Raw genomic sequence first — 22,301 nt, forward strand, 5'->3', positions numbered from 1 at the left:
TCACATCGGGATAGCCTCCGCCCATGGCGAATGGGCAGTGGTACCCGCCGGAGTGGCCGGACCGCATCCGCGCGCTCACGGACGGCACCCTCACGCCGGTGCCCGCCCGGCGCGCGGCCACGGTACTGCTCCTGAAGGACACCCCAGACGGCCCCGCCGTCCACATGCTGCGCAGACGCGCCTCCATGGCCTTCGCCGGAGGCGCGTACGCGTATCCCGGCGGCGGTGTCGACCCCCGCGACGACGACCTCCAGGTGCGATGGGCGGGCCCTACGCGCGCGTGGTGGGCCGAGCGGCTCGGGGTCGACCGGACGGGAGCGCAGGCGATCGTCTGCGCCGCCGTCCGGGAGACGTACGAGGAGGCCGGCGTCCTGCTGGCCGGGCCGACGGCCGAGTCGGTGGCCGGCGACACCACCGGCGAGGACTGGGAGGCGGACCGCGCGGCCCTGGTCGCGCGCGAGCTGTCCTTCGCCGAGTTCCTGGACCGCCGCGGACTGGTGCTGCGCTCCGACCTGCTGGCCGCCTGGACCCGCTGGATCACCCCGGAGTTCGAGTCCCGCCGCTACGACACCTGGTTCTTCGTGGCCGCGCTCCCGAAGGGCCAGCGCACCCGCAACGCCTCCACGGAGGCCGACCGCACGGTGTGGATCCGGCCCACGGAGGCCGCGGCCGGGTACGACGACGGCGAGCTGATGATGATGCCGCCCACCATCGCGACCCTGCGGCAGCTGTCGCCGTACCCGACCGCGGCCGACGCGCTCGCCGCCGCGCCCGCGCGCGACATGACGCCCGTCCTGGCCCGCGCGCGGCTGGCCGACGGCGAGATCGTGCTGGCCTGGCCGGGCCACGACGAGTTCACCAGGCACATTCCGGTCGGCCCGGCCGCCCCCGCCGGTGGAGGCCCCGCATGACGGACGCAGGAGCCCTGCCGGGCCAGCCGCGGGGCGGAGTCATCTCGGGCCCCGCCACCGCGCGGGCCGCCAATGTGCTGGCGCCCAACGCCTCCGCCATGACCCTGGACGGCACCAACACCTGGATCGTCTCGGAGCCCGGCTCCGACCTGGCCGTGGTCATCGACCCGGGCCCGCTGGACGACGACCACCTCCGCAGCGTCGTGGACACGGCCGAGAAGGCGGGCAGGCGCGTCGCGCTGACCCTGCTCACCCACGGCCATCCCGACCACGCGGAGGGAGCCGCCCGCTTCGCCGAACTGACCCGCACCAAGGTGCGCGCGCTGGACCCGGCGCTGCGGCTCGGCGACGAGGGGCTGGCCGCGGGGGACGTGGTCACCACCGGTGGCCTTGAGCTGCGGGTCGTAGCCACCCCGGGCCACACCGCCGACTCGCTGTGCTTCCATCTCCCGGCCGACCGGGCGGTGCTGACCGGGGACACGATCCTCGGCCGCGGCACGACCGTCGTCGCGCACCCCGACGGCCGCCTGGGCGACTATCTGGACTCCCTGCGCCGGCTGCGGTCCCTCACGGTCGACGACGGCGTCCACACCGTGCTGCCGGGCCACGGCCCGGTCCTGGAGGACGCCCAGGGCGCCGTCGAGTTCTACCTCGCCCACCGAGCCCACCGGCTCGCCCAGGTCGAGACGGCCGTCGAGGACGGCTACCGCATCCCGGCCGAGGTCGTCGCGCACGTCTACGCCGACGTGGACCGCTCCCTGTGGCCGGCGGCGGAACTGTCGGTACGCGCTCAGCTGGAGTACCTCCGCGAACACGGGCTGATCTGACCACGGCCTGATCCGGCGGGAGGGGGCGGCGCCGGTCGGTGCGCCGAGGCGGGCGGACGCGAGGTCGGCCGGTGCGCCGAGCCGGGCGGGCGGGTGTCGGACGGCGCCACCGCGGCCCCACGGCACCGGCGGCGGCCGGGCTGATCCGGCCGTATCCGGACCGCGGGCCCATCGGGCGGGGCCGGCCGGGTCCAGGCCATCGCGCTCAGGGGGGCTTCACGCCGGGCACGCGCGCGTACTCCCGCGCGAGCCGCGGTCCGAGGTCATCGACGTACGCCGCAGTGCGGTGTGGAGCCGGACCGTGGACGTACGCGCTGTGCAGGCGCCACGGACTCCTCGGGGCACCACGGCCCTCCGGGGCCGAGGGCCGTGCCGGGATCGCCCCGGCACCGGCCGTCAGCGGGGCGGCAGCGCGTGGAGGGTCAGCGGGACCGCTTGGCGAGCCGTTCCACGTCCAGCAGGATCACGGCCCGCGCCTCCAGGCGGAGCCACCCGCGCTGGGCGAAGTCGGCGAGCGCCTTGTTCACGGTCTCGCGGGACGCGCCGACCAGTTGGGCCAGCTCCTCCTGCGTGAGGTCGTGGACGACGTGGATGCCCTCCTCGGACTGCACGCCGAAGCGGCGGGAGAGGTCCAGCAGGGCGCGCGCCACACGGCCGGGGACGTCGGAGAAGACGAGGTCCGACATGGCGTCGTTGGTCTTGCGCAGACGGCGGGCGACGGCGCGCAGCAGGGCGCCGGCCACCTCCGGACGCGCGTTCAGCCAGGGCATGAGGTCGCCGTGGCCGAGACCGAGCAGCTTGACCTCGGTCAGCGCGGTCGCGGTCGCCGTACGCGGACCCGGGTCGAACAGCGACAGCTCGCCGATCAGCTCACTGGGGCCCACGACGGCCAGCATGTTCTCGCGGCCGTCGGGGGAGGTGCGGTGCAGCTTGACCTTGCCCTCGGTGACCACGTACAGACGGTCGCCCGGGTCGCCCTCGTGGAAGAGGGAGTCGCCGCGCGCCAGAGTCACCTCACTCATGGAGGCGCGCAGCTCCGCGGCCTGCTCGTCGTCGAGAGCCGCGAAGAGCGGGTTGCGCCGCAGGACGTCGTCCACGAGTTCTCTCCTTGTCGACCTGCTCAGGGGATCTTGCTCCCCGGTGTACCAGGGGACCGTGTTCCCCATTTTGCCGGACGGTCCAAACAGTGTGATCTGTCACAAGGATGCCGCACTGGTGTCCTGTGGTGAGCGGCAGGGGGCCAATCGGGGACTGATCCCGGGGGTCCGGGGCGGATGTCGGTGCCGGGCCTTAGGCTGGCCGGGTGTCCAAATCGCCGGTAGAGCACAGGCCAAGGGGGCTGGGCGGGTGGTTGTACGTCGCGATTCCGCTGTGGGCGAACAGGACCCGGGCGGTGGTAAGAAAAGGGTCAAATCGGCAGAAAAGGCGCCGGTGAAGGCGACGGCCCCGGCCGAGCGGCCGACCGCCGCGAAGAAGGCCGCGCCTGCGAAGGGGGCCGCGCCCGCGCAGAAGACGGCACCGGCGCAGAAGACGGCACCGGCGCAGAAGACCGCACCGGCGAAGAAGGCAGCCCCTGCGCGGAAGACGGCCGTCAAGAAGGCGGCCGTCAAGCAAGCAGCCGGGAAGAAGGCGGTCGCCGGGGCGGCCGTCGCCGAGAAGGCCGCCGCGGCGAAGCCGTGGAAGAACGAGTCGCACGCCGCGCTCGTCCGCCGGGCCCGCCGGATCGACCGCGAACTCGCCGAGGTGTACCCGTACGCCCACCCCGAGCTGGACTTCGAGAACCCCTTCCAGCTGCTGATCGCCACGGTCCTGTCCGCCCAGACCACCGACCTCAGGGTCAACCAGACGACCCCGACGCTCTTCGCCAAGTACCCCACGCCCGAGGACCTGGCCGCCGCCAACCCGGAGGAGGTCGAGGAGATCCTCAGGCCGTGCGGCTTCTTCCGGGCCAAGACGAAGTCGGCCATAGGGCTGTCCAAGGCACTGACCGAGCAGTTCGGCGGCGAGGTCCCAGGCCGCCTTGAGGACCTCGTGACGCTGCCTGGCGTCGGCCGCAAGACCGCCTTCGTGGTCCTCGGCAACGCCTTCGGCCGGCCCGGGATCACCGTGGACACCCACTTCCAGCGGCTGGTGCGGCGCTGGCAGTGGACCGAGGAGACCGACCCCGTCAAGATCGAGGCGGCCGTCGGCGAGCTGTTCCCGAGGAGCGACTGGACGGACCTCTCGCACCACGTCATCTGGCACGGCCGCCGCATCTGCCACGCCCGCAAGCCCGCCTGCGGCGCCTGCCCCATCGCCCCGCTCTGCCCGGCGTACGGCGAGGGCGAGACCGACCCGGAGAAGGCGAAGAAGCTGCTGAAGTACGAGAAGGGCGGCTACCCCGGCCAGCGGCTCAAGCCGCCGCAGGCCTACCTCGACGCGGGCGGCAAACCGGCGCCGCCGCTGGGGCCGGGTGACGGACCGGTCAACCCGGGTTGACCGGCTGGAACGATCTCGGCCCAGCAGGGCGTTGGACTCGGCAGAACGGGGGTGGTCATGACGCACAGCAGCGGCACACATGCGAGCGGTACGCGAACGACCAGTACGCAAGCAGGCAATGCGCAACCAAACGATGCGCAACCAAGCAGTACATACACGGGCACGACGCATACGAACACCGCGCACCTGAAGAGCACGCACCCGCGCGGCACGCACGCCGGACCGGTGACGCTCAGCAAGGAGGGACTGCCCGGCTGGCTGAACCCCGTGGTGCATGCCGCGGAGACGGTCCAGCCGCCGCAGCTCAGCAGCTTTCTGCCGCCGGAGAACGGGACCGGGCGGCAGTCGGCCGTGCTGATCCTGTTCGGCGAGGGCGAGCAGGGTCCCGAACTGCTCCTCATGGAGCGCGCGAGCTCACTGCGCTCGCACGCCGGCCAGCCCGCCTTCCCCGGCGGCGCCCTCGACCCCGAGGACGGCGACCCGACGGCCGACGGGCCGCTGCGGGCCGCTCTCCGCGAGGCCGAGGAGGAGACGGGGCTCGACCCCGCCGGGGTCCAGCTCTTCGGTGTGCTTCCCAAGCTGTACATCCCGGTCAGCAGCTTCGTCGTGACGCCGGTCCTCGGCTGGTGGCGCGAGCCCAGCCCGGTCGGAGTCGTCGACCCGAACGAGACCGCGCGGGTCTTCACGGTCCCCGTGGTGGATCTCACGGACCCGGACAACAGAGCCACCGCCATTCACCCCAGCGGCCACCGAGGCCCGGCATTCCTGGTCGAATCGGCGCTGGTGTGGGGCTTCACGGCCGGAATCATCGACCGCCTGCTGCACTACGCGGGCTGGGAGCGCCCCTGGGACGGAGACAAGCAGGTCCCGCTCGACTGGCGGTCGTGACAGGGTGGCCTCCGTGCTGTGTTTTCCCGGGGGACCGCCCTCGGCACTCCGGCCAGGCCGGTCGGACCGGAGCGTGACGAGGCGAGGCCTGAACAAGTGAATGTGCTGGACATCCTGCTGCTGATCGCTGCCGTGTGGTTCGCGATCGTGGGTTACCGCCAGGGCTTCGTCGTCGGCATCCTGTCGGTGATCGGCTTCCTCGGCGGCGGTCTGGTCGCGGTCTATGTGCTGCCCGTGATCTGGGACGCCCTCACCGACAACGCGGAGGTCAACACGACCGCCGCCGTCGTCGCGGTGGTCGTCGTCATCGTCTGCGCCTCCGTCGGGCAGGCACTGACCACCCACCTCGGCAACAAGCTCCGCCGGTACATCACGTGGTCCCCGGCCCGCGCCCTGGACGCGACGGGCGGCGCGCTCGTCAACGTCGTGGCGATGCTGCTGGTCGCCTGGCTGATCGGTTCCGCGCTCGCCGGAACGACGCTGCCGACCCTGGGCAAGGAGGTCCGCAGCTCCAAGGTGCTGCTCGGCGTCTCCCGGGCGCTGCCCACACAGGCCGACACCTGGTTCGCGGACTTCTCCTCCGTCCTCGCGCAGAACGGCTTCCCGCAGGTCTTCAGCCCCTTCTCGAACGAGCCGATCACCGACGTCCAGCCGCCCGACCCGGCGCTGGCGGGCAGCGCCGTGGCCACCCGCGCCCAGAACTCCATCGTGAAGGTCATGGGCACCGCCCAGAAGTGCGGCAAGGTGCTGGAGGGCACCGGCTTCGTCTTCGCCGACCGCCGCATCATGACCAACGCGCATGTCGTCGGCGGTGTGGACGAGCCCACCGTGCAGATAGGCGGGGTCGGCCGCAGGTACGACGCGAAGGTCGTCCTCTACGACTGGCGGCGTGACATCGCCGTACTCGACGTACCGAACCTCCGGGCGCCGGCCCTGCGGTTCACGTCCCAGGACGCGGCGAGCGGCGACAGCGCGATCGTCGCGGGCTTCCCCGAGAACGGGGCGTACGACGTCCGTTCCGCGCGCGTGCGCGGGCGCATCACGGCCAACGGCCCGGACATCTACCACCGCGGCACCGTCCGCCGCGACGTCTACTCCCTGTTCGCGACCGTCCGCCAGGGCAACTCCGGCGGCCCGCTGCTCACGCCGGACGGCAAGGTGTACGGCGTGGTGTTCGCGAAGTCCCTCGACGACGCCGACACCGGGTACGCGCTCACGGCGGACGAGATCCAGCAGGACATCGTCCGGGGCCGCACGGCGAACGAGCAGGTGGGGACCGACAGCTGCGCCCTGTAGGGCGCCCCGGCGGTGCGGTCAGCCGCGGGAGTGGCGCAGACGTACCGAGACCCAGCGGGCCCGGCGGCGCAGGATGCGCGGAATTCCCACCCGCAGGTCCGTGTCCGGCGTCTGTGGCGAACCCGGCCGATGGGAACCGGGGCCACTCGCAGAGCGGCGGTTGCGGGGTGCGTCACTGTAGTCGTGCGTCCAGCCCATACCCGGACGTCTGCCCCTGCCCCAAGGTCGATAACCGCCCCGGGGCCCCTCAATCGGCCTATGCGCCAGGCATGTGGCCGTTCGTAGGACAGTTGTTCCGGTCCGGATACCGGGCGCATCGGCGCGGTCACCGATCGGGTTCGGGGTCTTTCAGCCAGTTGACGAGTTCGGTGGAGAAGGCGACCGGGTCCTCCTCGTGCGGGAAGTGCCCCAGCCCGTCGAACAGCCGCCAGCGGTAGGGCGCCTCGACGTACTCGCCCGAGCCGGCCGCGCTGCGGGTGCGGATCACCGGGTCCAGGGAGCCGTGCAGATGCAGCGTGGGCACGCGCACCGGCCGCTTCATGCGGCGGTTGAACTGGATGCCGTCCGGGCGCACCAGCGACCGCACCATCCAGCGGTACGGCTCTATCGCGCAGTGCGCGGTCGACGGGATGCACATCGCGCGCCGGTACGTCTCCATCGTGTGCTCGTCCGGCGGCTTGGGCCCGGACCAGTCCTGGATGAGCCGGCCCACGAGCGCGCCGTCGTCGGCGGTGAGCTGCCGCTCGGGCACCCACGGCCGCTGGAAGCCCCAGATATAGGAGCCGGCGACCGTCTGCCGGGCGTCCCGCAGCATCGCGGAGCGCCAGCGCCGCGGATGCGGCATCGAGACGACCGCGAGGCGCCGGACGAGCTTGGGACGCATCGCGGCGGCCGTCCACGCCAGATAGCCGCCCAGGTCGTGGCCGACCAGCGCGGCGTCCGGCTCGCCCAGGGAGCGGATCACCCCGGTGACGTCGAGGGCGAGGTTGGCGGGGTCGTAGCCGCGCGGCGTGCGGTCGCTGCCGCCCACGCCCCGCAGATCCATGGCCACGGCCCGGAAGCCCGCGTCGGCGAGCGCGACCAGCTGCTGTCGCCAGGTCCACCAGAACTGCGGGAAGCCGTGCAGCAGCAGCACCAGCGGGCCGTCGCCCAGCTCCGCGATGTGGAAGCGGGCACCGTTGGCGGCGACATCCCGGTGCGTCCAGGGACCTTCGATCCGTACGGCCGAGGGGGCGGCGGGGTCCGTCATGACGACGAGCGTGCCACAGCCTCGATGGCTTCGGGCACCCGATCCTGCGGCAGCTCCGGGCGCGGGTGCGGCTTGGCGTTCTGCAGGACGCCCGCCGTCTCCTTCACGGACGCGGCCACCTTCTGCGGGCCCTTGCCCTTCTTGGCCTTCTTCGCGAAGTACAGGCCGATCAGCGCGAGGACGGCGGTGATCAGGACGTTCGCCGCGAAGGACAGCAGGAAGCAGAGGGCGAGGTTCCAGTTGCTCCAGGTCCGAATGCCGTACGCGAGGGCGAAGTTGAGCATCGGCAGGGAGAACAGCAGGACCACGGCGGCCACCGCGAAGGCGCCGCTGCTCACCGCGCCGCGCTTGACGTCCTGCTTCAGCTGGGCCTTGGCCAGCGCGATCTCGTCGTGCACCAGCGCCGACATCTCGGTGGTCGCCGAGGCGAACAGCTGGCCGATGCTGCGTTCGGCGCCGACCGGGCTGCCGTCGGGTGCGCTCATCGCGGTCTCCCTCTCCTGCGTACGCCGCGCGTACGGATCCGTCTTCTGCCTGACTGCGTACGGTCCCGTGTATTTGTACCGTCTCGTCAGATCATGCCGGACGGTCGTTCTCCTCGCCTGCCCCGCCCGGCACTTCGGCAAGCCCGTGGCGTGCGTCGGCCGTCGTCTGCGCCAGCCGGCGGTGCTCGGCGGCCTTGCGTTCGTAGATGTCCGCCATGCGCAGGTGGTAGGCCGGGTCGTCCTCCTCGTAGACGTCCGGGATGCCGTCGCTGTCCTCGTCCCGCTCCTCCACCTCGCACAGGCGGCGGTACTTGGCGTTGCGTATCTTCAGCAGGACCGTCGCGCACAGGGCCGCGGCGATCGAGCCGGTCAGTACGGCCGCCTTGACCTCGTCGGTCAGCATCGCGTCGCCGGTGAAGGCGAGTTCCCCGATCAGCAGTGACACGGTGAAGCCGATGCCGGCGAGGGTGGCGAGCGCGAACACGTCGGCCCAGGCGAGGTCGTCGCTGAGCGAGGCCCGGGTGAAGCGTGCCGTCAGCCAGGTGCCGCCGAAGATGCCGACCGTCTTGCCGACGAACAGGCCGAGCACGACACCGAGGGTCTCCGGTTGCGTGAACATGTCCCCGAGCGCCCGCCCGGAGATGGACACGCCGGCGCTGAACAGTGCGAACAGCGGCACGGCGAGCCCCGCCGACAGGGGGCGCACCAGATGCTCGATTCGCTCGCCGGGTGAGCGGTCTTCACCCGTGTGGGTGGTGCAACGGAGCATCAGGCCCATCGCCACGCCCGCGATCGTGGCGTGGACGCCGCTGTTGTACATCAGCCCCCAGATGACGACCGCGAGCGGCACGTACACGTACCAGCCGCGCACGCCCTTGCGCAGCAGCACCCAGAAGACGACGAGACCGGCCACGGCGCCGCCGAGCGCGGCGAAGTCGAGCCGGCTCGTGTAGAAGACGGCGATGATCAGGATCGCGAACAGGTCGTCCACGACGGCCAGCGTCAGCAGGAAGGCGCGCAGGGCGCTCGGCAGGGAGGTGCCGATGACCGCGAGCACGGCCAGCGCGAAGGCGATGTCGGTGGCGGTCGGCACGGCCCAGCCCCGGGTGGAGCCGCCGCCGGCGAGATTGGTGAGGGTGTAGACGAGGGCCGGTACGGCCATCCCGCACAGGGCCGCCACGACGGGCAGGACGGCGGCCTTCGGGTCCCGCAGGTCACCGGCGACGAGTTCGCGCTTCAGCTCGATCCCGGCGACGAAGAAGAAGACGGCCAGCAGTCCCTCGGCGGCCCAGTGCGCGACGGAGAGATCCAGACCGAGAGAGGCGGGGCCCAGGTGGAAGTGGCTGACGTTCTCGTAGCTGTGCCCCAGCGCGGGCAGGTTCGCCCAGACCAGGGCGGCGATCGCGGCGAGCAGCAGCAGTACGCCGCCGACGGTCTCGGTGCGCAGCGCCTCCGCGACGAACCTCCGCTCGGGCAGCGACAGCCGGCCGAGGACCTTGCGAGCGGTGGTGGTGCGGGGCGCGGTCATGGGGGAGGCCTCCAGTGGGTGGGCATGGCAGAGCACATGCCGACCAGACTTCCCGGCGCACCTTGTGGATCTTGTTGTTCTTGGACTCTTTGCTTATTTTACCCAACCCGCCGCGGGGGTATTTCCGGCGAGTCTCATGGTGTGCGCGAAGGGGGGCGCTCCGGCTGCCGGGGCGCCCCCTCCGGTCGTCCTGCTCAGTCCTCGCTCGGGGCCGCCGGGAGCTTCGCCTGGATGAAGTCCATGACCGTCGAGTCCGTCAGCGTCGTGACGTCGCCGAGCTGGCGGTTCTCCGCGACATCACGCAGCAGACGGCGCATGATCTTGCCGGAGCGGGTCTTCGGCAGCTCCGCCACCGGCAGGATCCGCTTCGGCTTGGCGATGGGGCCGAGCGTGGCGCCGACGTGGTTGCGCAGTTCGTTGACCAGGCCGTCGTCCTCGGACGCCGTACCCCGCAGGATCACGAACGCGACGATCGCCTGCCCCGTCGTCTCGTCCGCCGCGCCGACGACGGCCGCCTCGGCGACCGACGGGTGCGAGACCAGCGCGGACTCGACCTCGGTCGTCGAGATGTTGTGGCCGGACACGAGCATCACGTCGTCGACGCGGCCGAGGAGCCAGATGTCCCCGTCCTCGTCCTTCTTCGCCCCGTCACCGGCGAAGTACTTGCCCTCGAACCGCGACCAGTAGGTGTCGAGGAACCGCTGGTCGTCGCCCCAGATGGTGCGCAGCATCGACGGCCACGGCTCGGTGAGGACGAGATAGCCACCGCCGCCGTTGGGCACCTCGTTCGCCTCGTCGTCGACGACCGTGGCGGAGATGCCGGGCAGCGGCCGCTGCGCGGAGCCCGGCTTGGTCTCGGTCACACCGGGCAGCGGCGAGATCATCATCGCGCCGGTCTCGGTCTGCCACCAGGTGTCCACGATCGGGGTCCGGTCCGCCCCGATGTGCTTGCGGTACCAGACCCAGGCCTCGGGGTTGATCGGCTCACCGACCGACCCCAGCACACGCAGGCTGCTGAGGTCGAACTTCGCGGGGATGTCGTCGCCCCACTTCATGAACGTGCGGATGGCGGTGGGCGCCGTGTACAGGATCGTCACCCCGTACTTCTGCACGATCTCCCAGAAGCGGCCCTGGTGCGGGGTGTCCGGCGTGCCCTCGTACATGACCTGGGTGGCGCCGTTGGCCAGCGGCCCGTAGACGATGTATGAGTGCCCGGTGACCCAGCCGACGTCGGCCGTGCACCAGTACACGTCCGTCTCCGGCTTGAGGTCGAAGACGGCGTGGTGGGTGTACGCCACCTGGGTGAGGAAGCCGCCGGAGGTGTGCAGGATGCCCTTCGGCTTACCCGTCGTGCCGGACGTGTAGAGGATGAACAGCGGGTGCTCCGCCTCGAACGCCTCCGGCGTGTGCTCGGCGGACTGCCGCTCGACGATCTCGTGCCACCACACGTCGCGCTCGCCGTGCCAGGCGACCTCCTGGCCGGTGCGGCGCACGACCAGCACGTGCTCCACGTTGTCCACGCGCGCGATCGCGTCGTCCACGGCCGGCTTGAGCGCGGACGGCTTGCCGCGCCGCCATCCGCCGTCGGAGGTGACGACCACCTTGGCGTCGGCGTCCCGGATGCGCGTGGCGAGCGCGTCCGCCGAGAAGCCGCCGAAGACGACCGAGTGCGCGGCGCCGATACGGGCCGAGGCCAGCATTGCGATCGCCGTCTCCGGGATCATCGGCATATAGATCGCGACCCGGTCGCCGGCGCGGACCCCCAACTCCAGCAGAGCGTTCGCGGTCTTGGAGACCTCGTCCTTCAGCTCGGCGTAGGTGATCGCACGGCTGTCGCCGGGCTCGCCCTCGAAGTGAATGGCGACCCGGTCGCCGTGCCCGGCCTCGACATGCCGGTCGACGCAGTTGTACGCGACGTTGAGCCGGCCGTCCTTGAACCACTTCGCGAACGGCGGGTTCGACCAGTCCAGCGTCTCCGTCGGCTCCTCGGCCCAGGTCAGCCGGCGGGCCTGCGCGGCCCAGAAGCCGAGCCTGTCAGCCTTGGCCTGTTCGTACGCCTCTGCCGTGACGTTGGCGTGTGCGGCCAGGTCAGCCGGCGGCGCGAAGCGTCGCTCCTCCTTCAACAAGTTAGAGAGGGAAGGACTTTCGTTGCTTGACATCGACACACCGTCCCAGTGGTTTAGACCAATTGGCCTGATTCTCTAGCGGTGCACAGGCCCGGTCAAGGCTCACCCGAATCCTGCCACTCCCCCGCCAAGTGGTCACGAGCCACAGCCCCCGGGGGTTCATCCCCCAGGGGCCGCGCTACCCAGCGAATACGGCTCGCAACCGAGCGCTAGGTGCGTTTCAGTGAATCATGCACCTACCTTCAAAGTGGCAGAAGAGGTCGAGGAAAGTATGCGAGCGGGACTGACCTGCGGTGACCGCGTCGCCCCAGCGGGGGATCAAGGGACGGCGTGGCTGATCAAGGGGAAAGGGCGTGTGTGCCCGTCTGTCGTCCCTTATCGCGGTGCGCGGCCCATGTTTCGGCGGCGGCGGTGAGGGCGGCTCTGTGAGGCATGGGACGCGTTCGCTCCCAGTCTTCCCAAGCGGTGTAGACCGTGCGCGCGAACATAGTGAGGATGTCAGGGGAGGCGGCCCGGTATGCAGGAACCTGCCGGGCGATCGTCTCGGCCTGCTCTGGTGTGTGCCCGGCGGAGATGAGTCGAGGGATTGTCAGCGCGGCGTCTGCCCATGCAGGGGCAGGGCAGGCAAGGGCCCAGTCCAGTAGGAGTAGTTCGCCGGCGTCTTTCATCAGCATGTTGTGCGGGGACATATCCGTGTGAGCGAGTGCTCGGCCTTGCAGCCCGCTCGGTACGTCCTCAGGCAGGAACTCGACCCACCGGCTGTGAAGCGGTCTCTTATTCAGAGTCTCGGGCCAGGACGTTTGGGATACAGAGGTGAGTGTGCGTACGAGGGCGGCGAGATCGTCGGACCCTGGACTCAGGTTGGGGTATCGGCCTCCGACGTATTCGTATCCGTACAGCTGCCATCCGCCGGCGTTGACCTCCCACAGCACGTGTGGCGCGAGGGGTGCGTGCTGCGTGACCTTGGCCTCATGGCGGTAGATCCACGCCTGGGGGTCGTCCTCGCGGGTGCCCTTGACGAACGTCCGACCTGTTCGGGCGCTGACGGTGCAGGCGAGCCGGGACATGACCCCATGCGGCGCGGTCTCGGCCGTCTCGACCGGGCCTGTGTGCTGCTCGACGGCGGCCCGGGTAGTTGCCGGTAGGTCGTGCCAATCGATGCGGTCCACCCGTGGTCTCCTGCGTCGGTCGAGCGAAACGGGGGCCGGCCCCCGGCTTGGCCACAGCGTGGCACAGGCCGGGGGTCGGCGGGGACCGTCAGGGATGGTTCGGGCTGTCCGAGCAGTTCGCGTGGCACTGCGAGCAGTCGGCGAGGTCCAGCTCGGGCCAGAACTCCATGTCGATCTCGTACCCGGCGAGGGTGATCGCGTCGACGGTCCGGGCGCGCAGGGCCTTGCCGCCCCCGTGCTCCTCCGGGTCGAGGTACCCGGGCTGGTGGTCGAGGAACCGACCGAACGTCTGCTCGCAGAACTCCCGGTACGCCTTCGTGTGGAGCAGGAAGGCGTGCCAGAAGTCGTCGACGAGGGGCGAGGGGCTGAGCGGCCGGCCGCTGTAGTCGCATGCGGCGAGGAAAGCGAGCATCTGCCCCACGCCGCGGTCGGCCTTCTCCTCCGTCAGTTGCGGGAACTTGGAGCGCATGTTGTCGACCAGGGTTTCGCGCAGTTCTGTGCTGATCAGCGTCCGTGCGTCGGTCTCGGGGCGCTTCTGTGCGGTGGTCACGTGCTTGCCTCCATGACGTGTGGTTGGTTGTCGGCACTTGCTGAGCACACCGCCGCTTTCGGACTTCTCCGACTTCGTGGGCAGTGCTGGACTCTCAGCCCGTTACGCTCGGCTTCAGCGGGTCGGCCCGGGGTCCAATCCACCTCGGGGCGGCCCGTGCGTTCAGAAGCGTCTACGGGCGTACGTCGTCCCCCACCTGACTTGGCCACGTTCGAAGCTGGCGCGTAGGTGTGCGTCCGTCTCGGCCTGGTCGGCACCGACGGCGAGGGGAGCGAAGACCAGGCAGATGCGGCATGCCCCACCCGCACCGACGAGAGCTAGCCAGTCTTGGGACGGTGACGGGATGGTCATGACGTACCGGTCGTGTCCGTAGTCCAGGGCGGCGAACCCCCTACGGATCATGAGCTTCCCGCCGATCACGGGGGGTTCTTGCTCGCCGGGGCCGAGGTGCAGCGCGGTCGCGAGGCGTCGCATTCCGTCCTCGACGGTCTCGACAGTCTCGTTCTGCCGTCGGGGCCCGGGGTGGGTGATGAGTAACTGGGCGACGGCGAGGCCGTCACTTGGCTTCTGGACGGCCGTCACGGCGGCGATGGTCGCGACGAACCCCGGCCCTGGGGGCACGTCGAGGGACGGCGCGGTCATGGTGCAGTCACCTCTGCCCATACCTTCTTGCCGGACTGTGCGTCGGTGACTCCCCAGTCCGCACATAGGGCGTCAAGGATGATCAGGCCGCGTCCTCCCTCGTTTTCGTGCGATTCGGGGCCGGGCTGAGGGCGGCGTCTCACAGGGTCTTCGACCTCCACTCGGGTGCGGGTGTCTTGCACGCCGATTTCGACTCTCAGCAGGTGACCGGGCGTTGTGCCGTACCGGATGGCGTTAGTCACCAACTCGCACGTCACCAGTTCAACCGCGTCGATGTACTCGGCTGATGCGTCGGGTAACTCGTACTGGAAGTGCTCGCGTACGAACTTTCGGGCGATGCTGGCTGACGTGGCCTCACCCACCAGCAGAAGAACCGGCGGGGGGCCGTCGACGGGCGCGAAACAGACGGACATGGCGGCCCGTCGTTGTTTGATCATGTGTCTCCCCTTACGGGTTGACGGTCCCGGCCCTTGGCGTGGACCGGATGGTTCCTTCGACTAGGCAACACGCGTGACGCGGGTCGGGGTACCGTCAAGGGGGGTGTCGAAGGGTGTCGCTTTCGTTGCTCACGGTCGCGAAGGGTGCGGGGATGAAGTCACCGAACGAGGCGTTTGCGTACTGGCTGGAGCGCTCCGGAATCAGCCGGAAGGATCTCGCGCGGCGCGTGCAATCGAAGGCGCTGGAGTGGGGACAGCGGAACATTGCGACGAACGCAACGCGCGTGCGCATGTGGTTGGAAGGCGAAACGCCCCGTGCGCCGATCCCGGATCTTCTGGCGGGGGTGTTCTCCGACCACTTCGGTTTCCGAGTGACGACGTACGACCTTGGCCTCGGTGAGGGCAGTTCGGTCGACGCCGGCCTCGCCTACGACCCGTCGTTCGCCGTTACGGTGGAAGTAGTCGCCGACCTGGGGAGAGCTGACGTGGATCGTCGCAAGTTCCTTTCGGCCGCGCCGTTCGCGGCTGTGGCCGGGGTCGGTCCCTCGCGGGACTGGCTACTCAACACCCTTGACCAGGAACCGGAGCCGGGGCCGCGCGTGCGGCTGGAAGACGTGACGGCCGTCCGGAACATGTTCTCGACCTTCCAGCAGATGGACATCTTCCAGGGCGGCGGTTCCGGGCGCCTGGTCCTGGCGGAGTACATGAACCAGCACGTCTACCCGCTGCTTCGGCGGTCGCATGACGAGCAGGTGCGGTACGCGCTGTGCGAGGCCGCGGCCGAACAGACCTACCTACTCGGCTGGATGGCCTACGACAACGGGGAACACAGCATCGCGCAGCGCTACTTGATCCAGTCGCTTCGCCTCGCCGAAGAGTCGCGTAATCCGGCGCTCGGCGCGCACGTCCTCGCCGGGATGGCTGATCAGGCCACCCTCTTGGGTAACCCGCGCGAGGGCCGGCGCCTTGCACAGGCCGGACGACAGGGACTGTCGAGGGCAACCTCGGCGGCGTGCCTCGCCGACCTGTGGTGTCTGGAAGCGCGGGCGCTCGCTGTTCTCGGCGACAAGACGGCGGCGGCTCACGCGGTCGTGCAGTCGGAGAATGCGGCCGAGCAGATCGACCTTGCCGAAGAAGCCGAGTGGGCAGCGTTCATCGACCCTGCGTACCTGCATGGTGAGCACGCGAACACCTTCCGCGATATGGGCGATGCGAAGTCCGCGGAGGAACACGCGCGGCGGTCCATCGACCACGCCCGGAAGCAAAACCGGGCCCGCCGCGGCGCCATGTCGCAAGCGGCGCTTGCCGTGTCCCACCTCCAGCGGAAGGACCTCGACGCGGCGTATGCGGCCGGCATGCGCACCCTGCGCCTTACGGGGCAGGTGAAGAGTTCGAGGGCGGTCGAGGCCGTGCAGGACCTCACCCGCCGCATGGAACCCTTCGGCGGGAACCGTCTGGTCGCCGACTTCACGGACCGGGCGCGCGAGCTGGTCGCCGCGGCGTAGGTCAGAGAACGCAGACAACGCCCCCCGCGACGGCCGTAAGGCCATGCGGGGGGCGTTGTGCTGCTACTTGCCGAGTTGCCAGAGGGATAGGGCGAGGCCGGCCACGCTGACCAGGGCGGCGAGGGAGGGCAGGGGCCAACGGGACCGTTCGAGGGCGTCGAGGCGTTTCGCGTGCTCCTTGATCTCTGCGTCGGTCTGGTCGGTGCGCTGGACCAACAGGGCGAGGGCGCCGTCTTGGCGGGTGAACCCCACCTCGATACTCCGGCGGATGCGTTCGAGTTCGAGGGCGACGGCGGCCGGGTCGGACGGGGGCGGCTGAGCGGTCACTCGCGGGTGCCCCCGTCGTCGTCGACCAGGCCGATACCGAACCGGTCGAGCAGGACCTCGACGGCGGGCGAGGCCATGACGCGGGCGACCACGCCGGCGACGGCGGCGGCGGACGCGGCGGCGGCGATGACGGCCGGCGCGGCGGCGGCGAGGTCGGAGTCGGCGAGCAGGGCGGCGAGTGCCGGCAGAACGGCGACGACCGCGGCAAGGGTCTGGAGCGCGGTACGTATGGCGCGCTTGTTCTTCGGGTTCATGGGGGGCGTTCCTGTCGTTGCGGGTTCCGCCCCGTGGCGCGGTGCCGCGGGGCGGTTGGCCGTGCTCGAGTAATTGCGTCAGATTGACGAGAAGACTTGAGGTTTTGCGAGTACCGGGGCGGGCCTACTTGTCGTAGGCGAGGCGGTGCAGGTACGCCCACCCCTTCGGACCGATGGCCGGGTCGGATGTCTTACCCGCGGCGCGGTACTGCGGATAGGCGTTGTGGAACCTGACGACGGCGGCCTGAGTCTGGGGCCCGTAGTTGTCGGCCACGGCGACCGACTTCGCCATGAATCCCGCGGCCTTGAGCGCGCGCTGAAGCGGCTTCGCCGACGGCGAGGTCTTGCCCGGGGCGAGGCCGGCCGGGAACGCGGGCGGGCTGTAGGACTTCGGCGCGGTGGTGGCCTTGAGCTTGAGGACGTCGCCGGCGTGGATGACATACGGGGCCTTGATGCCGTTCAGCGTGGCGAGGGTCTTCCACGCGACGCCCATCTCGGCGCCGATGCTGGACAGGGTGTCGCCGGCCTTGACGGTGTACGTGCTCGACGTGCCCCCGCCCGTGCTGGTGCCGGTGAGCTTCTTCGCTCGGGCGACGATCTCGGCGAGCTGGGCGACGATCCGCGAGCCGGGGCAGGACGTGTGCCCACCCCACGCGCTACCGCCCATCGCGTGGTAACCGAGACCCTTGCCGGACGGCGAGTTGGTCACCTGGAGCGGAACGCCGTACGTCTTGTGCGCCCACGCCAGCACCTCGGCGACGCGGTCGAGCTGGGCGTCGGTGAGCGCGTCGCCCCCCTGTCCCTCGTTCTCGACGCTGAGCCAGGACGTGTTACCGCTCGCCTGCGCCCATGCGCGGTCGCTGGTGTCGACCCACTGGCGGAGCTTGCCGGTCTTGCTGGTGCCGAAGTGGCTCGACGCCTGCGCCTTGGTGTTGCGGAACCAACTGTCGGTCCCCTCGAACGTGCCGGCCATGATGTGGACGACGACGCCCCGCACCTCGGCCTGTCCGTTGTTGGTGAAGTTGACGGCGAGCGGGCGCCACTCGGCGCCGGGCATACGTGCCATGGGTGGTGATCTCCAGACATGAAAAAACGCCCGCGGCGCGGTGCCGGGGCGTACGGGTGTGGTGGGGGTGATCAGGCGGCGAGAGCCAGGATCGGAATGTCGTGGTCGGCGAGCGCGGTCGACGCGGCCGGGTTCACGGTGGTGGGGAGCGTGCTCTGTGCGCTGATGTACCAGGCGCGCGGGAAGAAGCTCGTTCCCATGGCGAAGTTGGCCGTAGCGACGGGGGCCTCGTTCTGCACGTGGAAGAACGAGAAATCGCTCGCCCCGCCGGTCGTCATGAGCCACGCCACCCAGTACCGGCCGGGGGTGAGCGTGGTCGAGGCGAACGTGAGCGGCACGGCTCCGATGTGGTTGGACACCATGGCGGGCAGCGAGCCGGTTTCTTGGCCGGCCATGGTGAGCGCGACGGCGCTCGACGCGACGACGCGGGTCCCGTTCTCGCGGTAGATCCCGGCCATGTACCGGTTGGACGTCACTCCGCCGTACCCGCGCGCGAAGAGAACGGCCTTGGTCACGGTGGTGTCCTCCGTGATGTTGAAGCCTGTCAGGTAGAGGCGCTGCGGGGTGAGGTACTTCGCTACCGGGTTGGCCACGCCCCCGGGGTCGAGCGACCAGGCGGCGAAACCGAGTGCCTGCGGCGTCCACATGTTCCGCGGCGCGGTGGCGGGGGCCTGGGCGACGGGGATACGGCCGGTGCTGTCGAGGCCGGCGACGCCGTTCGCTGTGCCCCGCGCGGTGGTGGCAAGGGCGCCGACGTCGGCGGCGACCAGGGCGACGTTCCCGGAACTGTTCGGGCTCTTGCCGTTGACGGTGGTGACGGCGCCCCCGCCCATGCCCTCGGGGAGCTGCGCGGCCGGCACCTTCCCGGACGCGTCGAGCTGGGCAACGCCGTTGGGCGCGCCTGGCGCGGTGTCCGGCACGGCGTGCACGGCGGCGGCGTCGAGCACGACGTCGGCCTCGCTGATGCCGTTGACGGACTGCACCAGGCCGGGAGCCCCGTCGGCGCCGTTGCTCCCGTCGGCTCCGTCGGCGCCCGTGGGGCCGGGGTCTCCCCGGTCGCCCTTGGGGCCGACCAGGGACGCGAGCCACTGCTCGGCAGTGCCGGTGAAACCGGAGTCGAGGGCGACCTCGTACGCGGAGTCACCCGCGGGGCCGGTGTTGCCCTGGTCGCCCTTGACGCCCTGGGCGCCGACCAGTGAGGCGAGCCACTGCTCGACGGTGCCCTCGAACCCCTGCTTCACGGCGATTTCGTATGCGGAGTCGCCGCGTACGGCTACGTAGTTGGGGGTCGTGGGGTCGGTCGGGGCGATGTCGGCGATGTCGACGTGTGGGGTCTCGGCCGGTAGGAGCACCTGATAGACGCGGTTCATCGTTACGCCCGCGAGCTGTTCGGCGATGCTGTACGCCCAGCCGGACGGGTTCATGCCGGGGGCGTCGGTGGCCGGCAGGGTGACGGCGAAGGCGCCTTGTGCGTCGAGCTGGACCGTGACGGGCCCGCCGAGGATGACGTCGAAGTCGCTGAAGACGAGCATTGGGGAGCGGAAGACGACTTGGCCGGTGAGGGGTTTGCCGGCCGGGGTGAGGAAGCGGCCGGTCACCCGCACGACGGGGATTCCTTCGGGGAGCATCGTTCACGCTCCCTTCGTGGCCGGCGGGATGTCGGCGGCCGGTGCTGCTGTGGCTGCCGTGGCGGTGCGGGCGGGGGTGTCGGGTGCTTCGTCGGCTGTGAACGTGTTGCGGGTGTAGGCGCGGTACAGGCGGGTTTCGATGTTCTGCCCGCTGGTCTTGGCGCGGTGGCTGACGTCCCACACGACGGATTGCAGGAACTCGACGCCATCGAGGGGCGCCTCGATGGTGCGCTGTACCCATGTGGTCGCGGGTACGTCGTACTCGGCGAGCGTCTGCGCGGTGCCGCCGGACGGCGTCATGGACACCTTGACCTGCCCGCCCCCGGTCCCGGCGTACGTGAAGATCACGATGACGGCGACGGCGTTGTGTGCTGGGCTGGAGCCCCACCATGCGGTGTCGTAGCTGGTGCTCGTGTTGGACTGGCGCGCGGTCGGGTACAGGCCGATGGGCATCCACGGGCGGCCGAGGAACCGTTCGGAGTACGCGTCATCCATCACGATCACATCGCGTAGCGCTGGGTCTCGGTTCCATATGCGGATCATCTGGCCGGAGCCGGTGGCGTCCTCGTCGCCGACGGTGAGAGCGGGTGTGCCGTCGGTGGGGCGGGCGATGCCGACGGCCCAGTCACCTGCGGGGGTCTGGCCCGTGAGGAAGATCCGGTTGCCGTTGGGGGCCTTGGCGATCAGCCGGCCTCCCTCGCCGATCACGACGTCACCGTTCAGGACCTGGTTGAGGGCGGGCCGCATCTGGGACCGGCCGCGCAGGGTACGTACTTCCCGTTCAAGGGCGGCGATGCGGTCGAGGATGTCTTGCGGGACGTACGCCATCAGGCGGGTACCTCCAGGTAGAGCTTTGCGGTCTCGGGGCGGCCCCGCTCGGGCGGGCTGATGGACATCCCGACGACCCGGTACCGGGCGTCGAGGCCGGTGGGGTGCCACAGGTCGCGGATGCGGATGCGGACGGTGGCGCCGAGCAGGGCGGGGGCGACGTTGTCGCCGAGCAGAACCTCGACTTCGGGGATCTGCGCGGGCCGTCGTGCGGCGGTCCAGTCCGCGCGTGCGTGGCCGTCGAGGGTGGGCTGTTCCTCGACGGTGGAGTAGTCGGAGGATCCGTCGAGGCGGGGCCACCCGGCGGCCATGTCGTCGTCGGCGACCAGGCGCTCGGACATTATCGGGTACGAGTCGGCGGCCTGGTTGGTGTTCACGGTGGCGCCCCGCGACTGCCAGCCGTTGGCGAGGCCGGACGCGTCGGACGGCCACGTGTAGGTGATGATGGGGCCGGGGTGGTCGAGAACGATGTCAGCGCTGCCCGCGCGGATGATCGGGTGCCCGAGGACCAGTTCCTTGACGCGGCGGCCCGCGGCGTCGCGGTGCGAGGCGATCCGCCACTCGAAGCCGTCCTCGACGGCGGCGAGCTGGTCGATGAGTTCACCGATCCACGGCAGGTCGTAGCGCAGGAACGTGCGGTCGCGGGCGACCCCTGAGGGCCGGCCGTCGTACGTGATCCCGATGTTCCCGCCGGGTGTCGACTGCACGTAGTCGACCAGGCCGCGCACGATGTCGAACTGGTCGACCTGCTCGGCGGTCTGCGTGTCGTACAGCAGGCGCCGGTACAGGTACGACTCCCAGCCTCCGCACTGGATCTGCGCGGAGAGAAACCCGCGGGAGTCTGAGGCGAGGGCGAGGGTCCACAGGATGCCGCCCCACCAGATTTCGCGTCCGCGCTCGACCCATACGGCCGTGCGGCCGGGGACGATTGCGCGGCGGGCTCGCTCGGCGAGGGCGCGGTTCGGGATGGGTACGGTTCCGGTGAGCCGCCCGGTCTTGCCTATGTAGTCGTCGAGGCTCACGCCTGTGAGCGGCAACGCGTCGAGGAGCTGGTCGCTGCGTAGATCGCAGAACAGCACCCGGTAGGGGGTCTGTGCCATGGTGCCCCCTACGCCACGTACGTTGCGGACAGGGACACCGGCTGACCGGTCAGGACGTTTCCGCCCGGCACAGTGCTGCGCAGGAATATCGACCCGTTCGCCTGCACCGAAGCGGCCCCGAACGCGACGTTGTTGCGGTTGTAGGACGTCTCCATGTCGAACGCGGGAAGCCAGCCGGCCGGGAGCGTCGCTACGAGGGTGTCGTCGATGTTCCCCTGTGAGTCGCCCGTGAGCTGGGCTCCTGTGCGGGTCGCCTGCACGCGCACCGTGACCACTCCGCTTCGACGGCGCGCACGGAAAACGGGGGTGGACCAGCCGGACGCCACCGTGAGGCCACTGGTCGCCGTTTCCGCCGGCAGGTCAGGTACCCGGTACACCTGCCACGTGCCGAGTGGGTCCGACCAGCGGTAGAGGGTGCCGCCGATGTCGGCGTACTGGCCGTCGTAGCCGCCCGCATCGGAGGTGAGGCCGCGAGGGATGATCCCGCCGTACGCGGCGGTGTAGCGGCGCCGGTCCGCCAACGCGGACGACCAGTCGATACCGCCCACGCCCGCGGAGGCGCCGGCGGGAATGGTCACGTCCCACAGGCGCAGGCACGCCGGGGGCATGCTCGGCGCGGCCGGGGTGGCTGCGGGCGTCCCGGTGACGATCTCGACCTGGGCAAGGTTCTGGCCGTACTCGTCGAACAGCTGGTCGTACACATGCAGCGCCACGGTGTCGATGCGGGTGAACTGGGCGTCGCCATCGCTGAAGGTGACGGTCTCGGGCGCGTCCACGGCGACCGGGTACGCGCCCTGCATGGTGGTGCCCTGGACCAGGGCGCGGCCGATGCCAATCTGTAGGGACATCGCGCCGGCCCCGGTGGCGGCGAACGGGTTCCCGCCGGCGATCACGCCGTCGCGGGTCTGGATCTCCGACTCGGGGGCGAACGTCCCCACGGGCGACAGGCGGGTGTCTTCTCGGGTCTGCCCGAGGGGCAGTAGCCATGCCGAACGTACGGACACGGG

23 protein-coding genes are annotated in these 22,301 nt (G+C 70.4%); 6 read left to right on the forward strand and 17 right to left on the reverse strand.

Annotated features, from left to right (window positions below):
- The first annotated feature begins 23 nt into the window (after nucleotides 1-23).
- On the forward strand, nucleotides 24-911 hold the full coding sequence (locus CTZ28_RS23330) for an NUDIX hydrolase (protein ID WP_121891620.1): 888 nt from the start codon (nucleotides 24-26) through the stop codon (nucleotides 909-911).
- Nucleotides 908-1,738 carry an MBL fold metallo-hydrolase gene (locus tag CTZ28_RS23335; RefSeq protein WP_121891621.1) on the forward strand — a complete coding sequence of 277 codons (831 nt, stop codon included), beginning with the start codon at nucleotides 908-910 and terminating at the stop codon, nucleotides 1,736-1,738. Before CTZ28_RS23330 ends, CTZ28_RS23335 begins: the two co-directional genes overlap by 4 nt.
- Nucleotides 1,739-2,160: 422 nt before the next feature.
- Here CTZ28_RS23335 and CTZ28_RS23340 read toward each other — a convergent pair whose 3' ends face one another.
- Nucleotides 2,161-2,835 (reverse strand): Crp/Fnr family transcriptional regulator, encoded by a 675-nt coding sequence (locus CTZ28_RS23340; protein ID WP_121891622.1) that lies wholly within the window; start codon nucleotides 2,833-2,835, stop codon nucleotides 2,161-2,163.
- Between the two features lie 334 nt (nucleotides 2,836-3,169).
- Between CTZ28_RS23340 and nth the strand changes: the two genes are divergently transcribed.
- From nth to CTZ28_RS23355, 3 genes are all read left to right on the forward strand, one after another.
- Nucleotides 3,170-4,216 carry an endonuclease III gene (gene nth, locus CTZ28_RS23345; RefSeq protein WP_121891623.1) on the forward strand — a complete coding sequence of 349 codons (1,047 nt, stop codon included), beginning with the start codon at nucleotides 3,170-3,172 and terminating at the stop codon, nucleotides 4,214-4,216.
- 225 nt (nucleotides 4,217-4,441) lie between these two features.
- A complete protein-coding gene (locus CTZ28_RS23350) occupies nucleotides 4,442-5,104 on the forward strand; it encodes an NUDIX hydrolase (RefSeq protein WP_121891624.1) in 663 nt (220 codons plus the stop codon).
- Nucleotides 5,105-5,200: 96 nt separating this feature from the next.
- A complete protein-coding gene (locus CTZ28_RS23355; RefSeq protein ID WP_121891625.1) occupies nucleotides 5,201-6,400 on the forward strand; it encodes a MarP family serine protease in 1,200 nt (399 codons plus the stop codon).
- 18 nt (nucleotides 6,401-6,418) lie between these two features.
- Here the strand turns inward: CTZ28_RS23355 and CTZ28_RS48540 are convergent, their stop codons facing one another.
- From CTZ28_RS48540 to CTZ28_RS23400, 9 genes are all read right to left on the reverse strand, one after another.
- Complete coding sequence (locus tag CTZ28_RS48540; RefSeq protein WP_121891626.1) at nucleotides 6,419-6,598, reverse strand: hypothetical protein; 180 nt, start codon at nucleotides 6,596-6,598, stop codon at nucleotides 6,419-6,421.
- A gap of 127 nt (nucleotides 6,599-6,725) precedes the next feature.
- On the reverse strand, nucleotides 6,726-7,649 hold the full coding sequence (locus CTZ28_RS23365; RefSeq protein WP_121891627.1) for an alpha/beta fold hydrolase: 924 nt from the start codon (nucleotides 7,647-7,649) through the stop codon (nucleotides 6,726-6,728).
- The gene (locus tag CTZ28_RS23370; protein ID WP_121891628.1) at nucleotides 7,646-8,134 is read right to left on the reverse strand and encodes a phage holin family protein; all 489 of its coding nucleotides are present in this window, start codon (nucleotides 8,132-8,134) and stop codon (nucleotides 7,646-7,648) included. Before CTZ28_RS23370 ends, CTZ28_RS23365 begins: the two co-directional genes overlap by 4 nt.
- Nucleotides 8,135-8,225: 91 nt before the next feature.
- Nucleotides 8,226-9,662 carry a Na+/H+ antiporter NhaA gene (gene nhaA / locus CTZ28_RS23375; protein WP_121891629.1) on the reverse strand — a complete coding sequence of 479 codons (1,437 nt, stop codon included), beginning with the start codon at nucleotides 9,660-9,662 and terminating at the stop codon, nucleotides 8,226-8,228.
- A 194-nt stretch (nucleotides 9,663-9,856) separates the two neighbouring features.
- Nucleotides 9,857-11,821, reverse strand: a complete 1,965-nt coding sequence (gene acs, locus CTZ28_RS23380; protein ID WP_121891630.1) for an acetate--CoA ligase — start codon at nucleotides 11,819-11,821, stop codon at nucleotides 9,857-9,859.
- Nucleotides 11,822-12,126: 305 nt separating this feature from the next.
- Entirely contained in the window at nucleotides 12,127-12,855 is a 729-nt protein-coding gene (locus CTZ28_RS49610) for a phosphotransferase family protein (protein ID WP_398656585.1), read from the reverse strand.
- A 190-nt stretch (nucleotides 12,856-13,045) separates the two neighbouring features.
- Nucleotides 13,046-13,507: a glycine-rich domain-containing protein gene (locus CTZ28_RS23390; RefSeq protein WP_121891632.1), complete on the reverse strand. Its 462-nt coding sequence runs from the start codon at nucleotides 13,505-13,507 to the stop codon at nucleotides 13,046-13,048.
- 162 nt (nucleotides 13,508-13,669) lie between these two features.
- Entirely contained in the window at nucleotides 13,670-14,149 is a 480-nt protein-coding gene (locus tag CTZ28_RS23395) for a hypothetical protein (protein WP_121891633.1), read from the reverse strand.
- Nucleotides 14,146-14,586, reverse strand: coding sequence for an ATP-binding protein (locus CTZ28_RS23400; protein ID WP_121891634.1), 441 nt, complete (start codon nucleotides 14,584-14,586; stop codon nucleotides 14,146-14,148). The genes CTZ28_RS23395 and CTZ28_RS23400 overlap by 4 nt, the downstream gene beginning before the upstream one ends.
- Nucleotides 14,587-14,738: 152 nt before the next feature.
- Here CTZ28_RS23400 and CTZ28_RS23405 point away from each other — a divergent pair, with 152 nt between their 5' ends.
- Nucleotides 14,739-16,091, forward strand: coding sequence for an NsdA family TPR-like regulatory protein (locus CTZ28_RS23405; RefSeq protein WP_121891714.1), 1,353 nt, complete (start codon nucleotides 14,739-14,741; stop codon nucleotides 16,089-16,091).
- 63 nt (nucleotides 16,092-16,154) lie between these two features.
- On the opposite strand, the gene CTZ28_RS23410 is transcribed toward CTZ28_RS23405, so the two are convergent.
- The 7 genes from CTZ28_RS23410 to CTZ28_RS23440 form a co-directional block, all read right to left on the reverse strand.
- Nucleotides 16,155-16,418, reverse strand: a complete 264-nt coding sequence (locus CTZ28_RS23410; RefSeq protein ID WP_121891635.1) for a hypothetical protein — start codon at nucleotides 16,416-16,418, stop codon at nucleotides 16,155-16,157.
- A complete protein-coding gene (locus CTZ28_RS23415) occupies nucleotides 16,415-16,672 on the reverse strand; it encodes a hypothetical protein (RefSeq protein ID WP_121891636.1) in 258 nt (85 codons plus the stop codon). Before CTZ28_RS23415 ends, CTZ28_RS23410 begins: the two co-directional genes overlap by 4 nt.
- Before the next feature lie 124 nt (nucleotides 16,673-16,796).
- Nucleotides 16,797-17,738 carry an N-acetylmuramoyl-L-alanine amidase gene (locus CTZ28_RS23420; RefSeq protein WP_121891637.1) on the reverse strand — a complete coding sequence of 314 codons (942 nt, stop codon included), beginning with the start codon at nucleotides 17,736-17,738 and terminating at the stop codon, nucleotides 16,797-16,799.
- Between the two features lie 71 nt (nucleotides 17,739-17,809).
- Nucleotides 17,810-19,366 (reverse strand): collagen-like protein, encoded by a 1,557-nt coding sequence (locus tag CTZ28_RS23425; protein WP_121891638.1) that lies wholly within the window; start codon nucleotides 19,364-19,366, stop codon nucleotides 17,810-17,812.
- Nucleotides 19,367-19,369: 3 nt separating this feature from the next.
- On the reverse strand, nucleotides 19,370-20,194 hold the full coding sequence (locus CTZ28_RS23430) for a hypothetical protein (protein WP_121891639.1): 825 nt from the start codon (nucleotides 20,192-20,194) through the stop codon (nucleotides 19,370-19,372).
- Complete coding sequence (locus tag CTZ28_RS23435) at nucleotides 20,194-21,294, reverse strand: hypothetical protein (protein ID WP_121891640.1); 1,101 nt, start codon at nucleotides 21,292-21,294, stop codon at nucleotides 20,194-20,196. Before CTZ28_RS23435 ends, CTZ28_RS23430 begins: the two co-directional genes overlap by 1 nt.
- Nucleotides 21,295-21,302: 8 nt before the next feature.
- Nucleotides 21,303-22,298: a hypothetical protein gene (locus CTZ28_RS23440; protein ID WP_121891641.1), complete on the reverse strand. Its 996-nt coding sequence runs from the start codon at nucleotides 22,296-22,298 to the stop codon at nucleotides 21,303-21,305.
- Nucleotides 22,299-22,301: the final 3 nt, after the last annotated feature.

The organism is Streptomyces shenzhenensis, from assembly GCF_003688995.1.
Taxonomy (GTDB): domain Bacteria; phylum Actinomycetota; class Actinomycetes; order Streptomycetales; family Streptomycetaceae; genus Streptomyces; species Streptomyces shenzhenensis_A.

Excerpts from the sequence above, each read along its gene's own strand:
- CTZ28_RS23330 (WP_121891620.1), top strand. The coding sequence starts at position 24 with ATGGCGAATGGGCAGTGGTACCCGCCGGAGTGGCCGGACCGCATCCGC.
- CTZ28_RS23335 (WP_121891621.1), top strand. The coding sequence starts at position 908 with ATGACGGACGCAGGAGCCCTGCCGGGCCAGCCGCGGGGCGGAGTCATC.
- CTZ28_RS48540 (WP_121891626.1), bottom strand. The coding sequence starts at position 6,598 with ATGGGCTGGACGCACGACTACAGTGACGCACCCCGCAACCGCCGCTCT.
- CTZ28_RS23365 (WP_121891627.1), bottom strand. The coding sequence starts at position 7,649 with ATGACGGACCCCGCCGCCCCCTCGGCCGTACGGATCGAAGGTCCCTGG.
- CTZ28_RS23370 (WP_121891628.1), bottom strand. The coding sequence starts at position 8,134 with ATGAGCGCACCCGACGGCAGCCCGGTCGGCGCCGAACGCAGCATCGGC.
- nhaA (WP_121891629.1), bottom strand. The coding sequence starts at position 9,662 with ATGACCGCGCCCCGCACCACCACCGCTCGCAAGGTCCTCGGCCGGCTG.
- acs (WP_121891630.1), bottom strand. The coding sequence starts at position 11,821 with ATGTCAAGCAACGAAAGTCCTTCCCTCTCTAACTTGTTGAAGGAGGAG.
- CTZ28_RS49610 (WP_398656585.1), bottom strand. The coding sequence starts at position 12,855 with ATGTCCCGGCTCGCCTGCACCGTCAGCGCCCGAACAGGTCGGACGTTC.
- CTZ28_RS23395 (WP_121891633.1), bottom strand. The coding sequence starts at position 14,149 with ATGACCGCGCCGTCCCTCGACGTGCCCCCAGGGCCGGGGTTCGTCGCG.
- CTZ28_RS23400 (WP_121891634.1), bottom strand. The coding sequence starts at position 14,586 with ATGATCAAACAACGACGGGCCGCCATGTCCGTCTGTTTCGCGCCCGTC.
- CTZ28_RS23405 (WP_121891714.1), top strand. The coding sequence starts at position 14,739 with ATGAAGTCACCGAACGAGGCGTTTGCGTACTGGCTGGAGCGCTCCGGA.
- CTZ28_RS23415 (WP_121891636.1), bottom strand. The coding sequence starts at position 16,672 with ATGAACCCGAAGAACAAGCGCGCCATACGTACCGCGCTCCAGACCCTT.
- CTZ28_RS23420 (WP_121891637.1), bottom strand. The coding sequence starts at position 17,738 with ATGGCACGTATGCCCGGCGCCGAGTGGCGCCCGCTCGCCGTCAACTTC.
- CTZ28_RS23425 (WP_121891638.1), bottom strand. The coding sequence starts at position 19,366 with ATGCTCCCCGAAGGAATCCCCGTCGTGCGGGTGACCGGCCGCTTCCTC.
- CTZ28_RS23430 (WP_121891639.1), bottom strand. The coding sequence starts at position 20,194 with ATGGCGTACGTCCCGCAAGACATCCTCGACCGCATCGCCGCCCTTGAA.
- CTZ28_RS23435 (WP_121891640.1), bottom strand. The coding sequence starts at position 21,294 with ATGGCACAGACCCCCTACCGGGTGCTGTTCTGCGATCTACGCAGCGAC.